At 41.4% G+C, this 8,175-nt stretch carries 5 protein-coding genes and 4 tRNA genes; 8 read left to right on the plus strand and 1 reads right to left on the minus strand.

What is annotated here, in order from left to right:
* Nucleotides 1–273 precede the first annotated feature (273 nt).
* A complete protein-coding gene (locus EI164_RS13110) occupies nt 274–687 on the minus strand; it encodes an Ohr family peroxiredoxin (protein ID WP_192520394.1) in 414 nt (137 codons plus the stop codon).
* Between the two features lie 480 nt (nt 688–1,167).
* On the opposite strand from EI164_RS13110, the gene EI164_RS13115 reads away from it, so the two are divergent.
* The 8 genes from EI164_RS13115 to EI164_RS13150 all read left to right on the plus strand — a co-directional run bounded on the left by EI164_RS13115 (nt 1,168) and on the right by EI164_RS13150 (nt 7,677).
* Entirely contained in the window at nt 1,168–2,763 is a 1,596-nt protein-coding gene (locus EI164_RS13115; protein ID WP_192520395.1) for a peptide chain release factor 3, read from the plus strand.
* Nucleotides 2,764–3,156: 393 nt separating this feature from the next.
* Nucleotides 3,157–4,044 (plus strand): RsiV family protein, encoded by an 888-nt coding sequence (locus EI164_RS13120; RefSeq protein ID WP_192520396.1) that lies wholly within the window; start codon nt 3,157–3,159, stop codon nt 4,042–4,044.
* A 103-nt stretch (nt 4,045–4,147) separates the two neighbouring features.
* On the plus strand, nt 4,148–5,212 hold the full coding sequence (locus EI164_RS13125) for an FHA domain-containing protein (protein ID WP_192520397.1): 1,065 nt from the start codon (nt 4,148–4,150) through the stop codon (nt 5,210–5,212).
* A gap of 209 nt (nt 5,213–5,421) precedes the next feature.
* On the plus strand, nt 5,422–6,918 hold the full coding sequence (locus EI164_RS13130) for an anthranilate synthase component I family protein (RefSeq protein WP_192520398.1): 1,497 nt from the start codon (nt 5,422–5,424) through the stop codon (nt 6,916–6,918).
* A gap of 182 nt (nt 6,919–7,100) precedes the next feature.
* A tRNA-Thr gene (locus tag EI164_RS13135) sits at nt 7,101–7,176 on the plus strand.
* A gap of 67 nt (nt 7,177–7,243) precedes the next feature.
* A tRNA-Tyr gene (locus tag EI164_RS13140) sits at nt 7,244–7,327 on the plus strand.
* Between the two features lie 83 nt (nt 7,328–7,410).
* Nucleotides 7,411–7,484, plus strand: a tRNA-Gly gene (locus EI164_RS13145).
* A gap of 118 nt (nt 7,485–7,602) precedes the next feature.
* Nucleotides 7,603–7,677, plus strand: a tRNA-Thr gene (locus EI164_RS13150).
* The last annotated feature ends 498 nt before the right edge of the window (nt 7,678–8,175 follow it).

Raw genomic sequence — 8,175 nt, forward strand, 5'->3', positions numbered from 1 at the left:
GCAAACGGGCAAAGCAGAGCTTTGCTGGATCCGTTCTCAAGGCTGATGCTAAAATGCTTCCAAACATTTTTGCAAACGTTGTTACAAGCCTAGTTAAGGTCTCGACATTATCTTCGGCTTGCGCCTAATTTGGTGCAATTTTAGCGATCAGCAGCCCTAATGTTTGAATGTTCAACACGCCTAATGGCACATAAAAAAAGAACCCAGCGTTAACTGAGTTCTTTATTCTTTTAGCTGACTTGATAACCAAGCTACTTAAGCCTTGCGCTTGTATTATTTTACTTCTGACGTCACTTCGACATCGATGTTGCCACGCGTGGCTTTTGAATATGGGCAGATTTGATGCGCTTTTTCGACCAGTTGCTGAAACTCATCAGCAGACAGCTCTGTGTTTTCGCCAATGACATGGATTTTAGCGGCTAGCTTATAGTCATGTCCTTCGCCTTGTAGCAAATCGACTTCTATCCGAGTGGTTGAATCAAACTTTGCTTTTTCCATTTGCTTGACAGCGCCAAGTGCCCCGTCAAAGCAAGCGCTATAACCAATCGCAAACATCTGCTCTGGGTTATTGCCTTCTTTTCCAGAGCCTGGTGGTACCATGTTGATGCTAAGATCGCTGTCGCTCAAGCTGGCTGAACCTGCACGGCCGCCAGTCACACTTGCTTTGGTAGAGTATAAAGTTTTCATAAGATATCCTTTTTTGTTATCAGTTTTTATGATTAAACGGTAAGTTTTAGATTGTCATTTAGCATAACAAACCGTTGTCCCGACTATGTACGAGTCGTAAGTAAGTATATTAGGCCAGTTGCAAGTATATACTGTGAATTTGTAATTTTGATGACTATCGTTTTTGATAACTATTGTTTTTGACGACTATCGTTAAAGAACTCTAAAACTAATATTGATTGAATTTAGGACATGCTCTGTTAGTCATCTTATATTCAAGATGTATTGGGTAGAAAACAATTCAGCGTTCTCGCTGCTTTGGGTATGGTAATCAAGTTCTTGGTTATACAAATTAAAATTTGGTTATTAGACGGCGGTTTTTGTGCGCTAATTCTGCATCATGATGCTAAATCCGCTACAATATGCCCATTATTTATTCTATGTATTTAGATTACTGTCTAAAAGACAGCCTTTTTGAAGTTAAGGTTGAAGCCAAAAATTATGAGCGTAGATCCAAAGAAACTAAACAAAGAAGTTGCCAAACGTCGCACCTTTGCCATTATCTCGCATCCCGATGCTGGTAAGACCACAATGACTGAGAAGTTGTTGTTGTGGGGGCAAGCTATTCAGGTAGTGGGTGAAGTTAAAGGTCGCAAGACGGATCGTCATGCCACATCAGACTGGATGAGCATGGAACAAGAGCGTGGTATCTCGATCACTACCTCTGTCATGCAGTTTCCCTATAAAGACCATGTGGTCAACTTACTGGACACACCAGGTCACGCCGACTTTAGTGAAGATACCTATCGTACCTTGACCGCTGTAGATAGTGCGCTGATGATGGTGGATGGTGCTAAAGGTGTCGAAGAACGAACCATCAAATTGATGGAAGTTTGCCGTATGCGTGACACGCCAATCATCTCATTTGTCAATAAGCTTGATCGCCAGATTCGTGAGCCTCTTGAGCTACTGAGTGAGATTGAAGCAGTACTAAAAATCAAATGTATACCAGTGACATGGCCTATCGGTATGGGTCAAGATTTTGTTGGTGTCTATCATTTGACCGAAAACAAAACTTACTTTTATGAAAAAGGTAATGGCGGCAAGACGACCATTTCTGAGGTCCGCGAAGGCTATGATTATCCAGATATTCGTGAGCGTTTGGGTAAGCTGATGTTTGATGCTTTTGAGGAATCACTTGAGCTGGTACAAATGGCGCTAGAAGAATTCAGCGTAGACGAGTTTTTAGCGGGCGAGATGACGCCAGTGTTGTTTGGTACCGCATTGGGTAACTTTGGCGTCAACATGGTACTGGATACCTTAGTCAAATACTCACCGCCGCCAAAAGCGCATCCAACCAATGAGCGTGAAGTGGCAGCGACTGAGACGGATTTTAGTGGTTTTGTCTTTAAAATTCAGGCCAATATGGATCCGCGTCACCGTGACCGTATTGCTTTCTTACGAGTCTGCTCAGGCAAGTATGAAAAAGGCATGAAAATGAAGCATGTACGCTTGGGTAAAGACGTACGTATTGCCGATGCCTTGACCTTTTTGGCCGGAGACCGCGAAGCATTAGAAGAAGCGTATCCGGGTGATATCATTGGTCTGCATAACCACGGAACCATCTCAATCGGTGACAGTTTCACCGAAGGCGAAGCGCTGAATTTCACTGGTATTCCACATTTTGCGCCTGAGTTGTTCCGCCGTGTCGTTCTAAAAGATCCGCTTAAGTCCAAGGCTCTACAAAAAGGTCTGCAGCAGCTAAGTGAAGAGGGTGCAACACAGGTCTTTATGCCGCAGATTAATAACGATTTGGTTCTGGGTGCAGTTGGTGTACTACAGTTTGAGGTGGTCGCGCATCGTCTCAAAGAAGAGTACAAAGTCCAATGTATCTTTGAGCCGGTATCTATTGCAACAGTACGCTGGATTCACTGTGACGATGAAGTGGCACTAGCGAAGTTTAAGAAAAAAGCCCATGACCAACTATCATTAGATGGTGGTGGTTATTTGACCTATCTTGCGCCATCACGAGTCAACTTGCAGCTGATGCAAGATCGCTACCCAGAAATCACATTTAGCAGTACTCGTGAGCACTAATTGCGTGAGCGTTAGTTTGTAGCGTAGATGTGGCTGATTTCGTTGCATTACCATTTGGTGAGTAGGCAGTCTTTAGCGAATAAACAAACAAAAGGACACGCTTGCCGTGTCCTTTTGTTTGTTTGTGCTTAGCGCCTTAATATAGGATTATTGCTAGCAAAAACAAAACAGTGTTTCAACACGAGAGGGCACAGGTTACGGTACACTAGTATAGTTGAAACATTCTAAAATGAATACAGGGCTGCCGACTGCAGATGATAATCTCGTTTATTTAGTGAGGATGAAATAGTAGCGGTTTAGTCGTTCACTGACTATTTTTACCATGAAGATAGGCCCTAATCATTATCAAGCACACTTTAAAAAATTACAGTTTATGACACAGGATAAGTAAGTATGAACACTCAAGCTCAGTCAATAACGTTATTTTGTGGCAAAAGAGCAGCACACCTTCATACCAAACCTCGCACGATATGGTCATTGAGTATGGTATTGCTCTTGAGTGCCGCGAGCTTGACTGCCAATGCTGACTCCAGAGTTAATAATAGCAATGAAACAACCTATCAAAATAGCTTAATCAATAATAATGATTATTTGCATTATAGCTTGCCAGATGCCTTAAAAACGCAGTGCATCGAGCACAATAACTGCCCAGAAATTGAGATTGAATATCTCAAAACCAATCAACAATGGATCAACAGTATTGTTAATACGCGTATCAACACTTTGATTGTAAACAATGGTGTCAGTGAGTCAGGTCCTGTAGCCACCACTGTCAGTAAACAAGCAGTGACACAAGCATTGACGGGTTTCGCTACCGCACAATTTATGGATTTACCAGTAGATAGTCCCCTCGCTTATCAGTTAATGGTGACTCCTACTTATCTGGGCCACGTTGGTAGGTTTGAGCTGTTCGAGGTTAGTACTTATGCTTATACCGGTGGTGCACACGGAATGCCTTATAGCGAATACTTGATGTTTGATAGCAGTACCCAAAAGCAAGTCACCTTAGATGATATGGTGTCGGAGCCTAAAAAATCGCGCTTTAAGGCGTTGGCGTATGACAGCTATAAAGCATGGGTAAAAACGATTGACGAAGATGTCAACAGCTACGAAGAGACTTGGCCATTTGTATTGAGTGATAACGTGATCTTGACGGATCAGGGAATCGATATCCAGTATCAACCTTATGCTATCGGTGCTTATGCTTATGGTATGCCGACACTCAGTATTCCGTATAGTAAATTGACAGGTATCCTTAACCCTGAGTTTATTCCTAAGTAATAACAATACGATGCCAAGGCTAGGGTATTTCCTTATTTCGAAAACAGTGATAAAAATGATAGCCAAAATTACGTAAAAATGAATCATTAGGAGTACGATTATCATGACTACTTTAGAAGACAACGATAAGCTATCATCCAATAACGGTACATGGCAGCTTAACGCTTTAACAGAAGCGCTTGGCGACTTAATCTTAACTGTCGATGACAGTTTGTCCATTGGACGCGGCAGTGATAATGATGTGGTACTCGGCAGCAAGCAAGTATCGCGTAACCATGCTGTGTTAAGCCTATTAGATGGTCAGTTATATGTGAAAGATTTGGACTCATCAAACGGTACGTTTATCAATGAGCAGCGCATCGAGGGCAATCAATCTAGCCTATTGCAAGCGGATGACACAATTGGTTTTGCAAGCTTTCGTTTTCAGGTGGAAGCACCGGTTGCTGCGCCAGAGAATAACTTGTCAGCACCAGATGATGTAGCAGTTAGTAAGGAAGTAGATACTGAAGCTGCGTCTGCTGAGAGCATTATTAAAGAAGATGAGTTTGAAGAGTACATTATCGAACATTCAGCCATCGATGAGTCTGTCGTAAAAGAAACGGGTATCGATGACGTTTTATCATCCGCAGAAAAAGTAGAGTCTGCACCAGTAGAAGATACCCCAGAGCCTATAGAAGAAGTAGTGCTAGAAGAGTCTGTTATCACAGAAGAGCCTGTGATAACAGAAGCAGTAGCTGAGCTGCAAGAAGTGGCAACGATGGAACCTGAATCGCCAGTGACTGATGAGAGTGAGCCATTAGTAGAACAGCCTGTAGCAACTGAAGGGGCTGTGTATGAAGAAATAAATGAAGCAGAGGTTGTGGATGAGAAGCCAGCAGTCGAATCAGAGCATGACAAAACGACAAAAACGACACTGCAAGAAGAAGCCGATTCTGACGTCTTACGTGCGAAACAAGCTGCCACTGCACAATTTTCAGGTACCGCAGATCTAGGTCAGTCTCATGATCTTGGTACAGAAGGGAATAATGCAGTAGATCAGGCCGTTAGCAACTTAGCCAATACAGGGCAGCCTGAGAAAAAACCAAGCGGCGGCTGGTTTATATGGGTATTTATTGTCATTATTATTGTTGCATTAGCGTTATGGTTGTTTAATAAAGGTGCTGTATAACCTAAATTTTCTTTTATATCTGCTTATATTTATCACGACTTAGCTGTAAAAATGTGTGCTTAGAGCATCAGTATTAGCGTCAACATTCAGTAGAGTGTTGACGCTATATTTCATTTGTATTTTTGGCAGTCAACTGTAGCCATTCTTATTGATGGTACGGTTTATATTATTTTTATCTTTTGCCAATATTTTGTTAAGAGAGCTTTACTATGATGACCTTTGAAGAATATCAGTCTTTTAAAGACCGTGGCTTTAGTCATGCACCGCTGGTCAAAAAACGCTTAATGGATGCACAGACACCAGTATCTGTATTTTCGAAAGTACGTGATTTAAACGGTTCAGCATATTTATTTGAGTCAGTTGTAGGTGGGGAGCGCTGGGCAAGATATTCAATGATTGGCTTGGGTAGTGATCTGATTTTGCAATATACAAACGGGAGTATGACGGTCAAAAAAAATGATCATATTGATGTAAATACAGTCGATGATCCATTTGACTATATTCGTCAACTGATGGCCCAGTATAAGATGCCAACCGTAGAGGATGTCACTGCCTTACCGAGTTTTAGCGGCGGTTTGGTTGGTTACTTTGGGTATGACATGGTGCGCGTCATAGAGCCCAGCGTGGGCTTGTCTGAAGCACCCAATCCGATGTCGATGCCAGACATGTGGTTGATGCTCTCCATGAATGTGATTGTTTTTGACAGTCTGGAAAACACGTTGTCTATTATTGTTTATGCTGATTGTAATAGTGAAGATGGCTATGGTAGTGCTATCCGTGAACTCGAAAAGATTGAAGATAAATTAGCAGAGATGCCAAACTTGAGTGCGCCGGTGATGCCGACACCGACATTTACTTCACAAACAGGCGCGGAAAAATACTGCAATGATGTCAATAAAATAAAAGATTACATCTTAGCAGGTGATGTCATGCAAGTTGTCCCTGCACAGCGTTTGACCGCTGATTATAAGGGAGATTCACTGGCTGTCTATCGTGCCCTGCGCTTTTTAAACCCATCACCATATTTGTTTTTGGTACATGGTTATACCCTTGATGATCATAAACGCTTTGACATCATCGGTGCATCACCTGAAATATTATCACGTATCGAAAATGGCAAAGTAACGGTGCGACCATTGGCGGGTACTCGTAAACGAGGACAGAACGAAGTAGAGGATTTAGCGCTTGAAGCGGATCTACTCAATGATAAAAAAGAAGTCGCCGAACATTTAATGCTTATTGATTTGGGTCGTAATGATATTGGCCGTGTTTGTGAATACGGCAGTGTCAAAGTCACCGAAAAGATGTTTATTGAGCGCTACTCACAAGTGATGCATATTGCCTCTAACGTTGAAGGACAGGTATTGCCTGATAAAGATGCTCTAGATGTTTTTTGTGCAACGTTTCCAGCGGGTACTTTATCAGGAGCGCCCAAAATTCGTGCTATGCAAATTATTGATGAAGTAGAGCCAGTACGTCGAACCGTCTTTGGCGGCTCAGTAGGCTATTTGGGCTGGCATGGTAATATGGATACTGCCATTGCTATTCGTACCGCCGTGATGCGTCGTGGAAAAATTCATATCCAAGCAGGTGCAGGCGTCGTCGCTGATTCTGTACCAAAAGATGAGTGGGATGAAACTAATAAAAAGGCATTGGCGCTACTAAAAGCTGTAAAAATGGCCTGTAATGGTTTGCGAATCCGTTAACTACTTCTGCTAAAAAATACAAATAGTAATTTTAATGGTAAAAACAGCTATTTGGGTTTAGATAAAATATTAACATAATCAATAGCTTGAATATTATTATAAAAATAATTAAAAAAAAGATGAAAAAGAGCTTGCGCATCTCAAAATATTTGATAGAATAGCCACCACTTTAGAGAGAACAAGCCGACTTAGCTCAGTTGGTAGAGCAACTGACTTGTAATCAGTAGGTCGCCAGTTCGATCCCGGCAGTCGGCACCATCTCTTTCAAAGTAGCTTTTTATGAATTTGTCTTAAATAAAAGTCATTTTTGTTCAAAGCACCCTAAGGTGGGATTGGGGAGCGGTCAAACCCAACAGACTGTAAATCTGTCGCGAAAGCTTCGAAGGTTCGAATCCTTCTCCCACCACCATATTTTCTAAGCTTTTCATAGCGCCAAGCATGCTCTATATACTTACAGGCTCTCGATTAGAGTTAGTTAGAATAAGAGTAAATGCGGGTGTGGTATAATGGTAACACCTTAGCCTTCCAAGCTAATGACGCGGGTTCGATTCCCGCCACCCGCTCCATATATACACCATCGCAAAATTTATCAATAATACATCACGATAACCAGTTTATGACAACTGTATCGTGATATTTTTTTTAGTAAATATACAGATTGTATGCTGTAGTTATTAAAAACATGCTCATATAGCTCAGCGGTAGAGCACTCCCTTGGTAAGGGAGAGGTCTCGAGTTCAATTCTCGATATGAGCTCCATTTATTGTTTAATTCTTTTGTGTTTGCTTTGCTATTTTCACATAGAGTAGAATCGATATCGAAGACATAGGATATTGAATATTATAAATACAGTGTGGTAATTGATGATTTAAGGGTGACACTGAGGTGTTGCCTTTTAGTGCTGTCAATTTGTTAATAAGTAACAAGCCTATTTGACAGACTTTTTTTATTGATGACTTACAGTAAAATAAAGTAGTGCAACAGCGATGCTATATAATAGCTTACGATGTTCAACAGATTGAAAAGTAAGTATAATGTGTATATGTATGAAACTTAAAGGTTTGAATGCATAGACAGTAGCGAGCGAAATTGCTAAAGCATTTTAGTAGATAAGCCATAGCGTCAACGGTTTGATGGTCTTACTTGCATCATGAGCCGTCAAACAGCTATTCACTGATCTTTGATTGATAAAGATTCACCAAAAAAAAGAGGAAATACCCATGGCAAAGGCCAAGTTTGAACGCAACAAGCCACACG

Source organism: Psychrobacter sp. FME13, from assembly GCF_014861395.1.
Lineage (GTDB): Bacteria > Pseudomonadota > Gammaproteobacteria > Pseudomonadales > Moraxellaceae > Psychrobacter.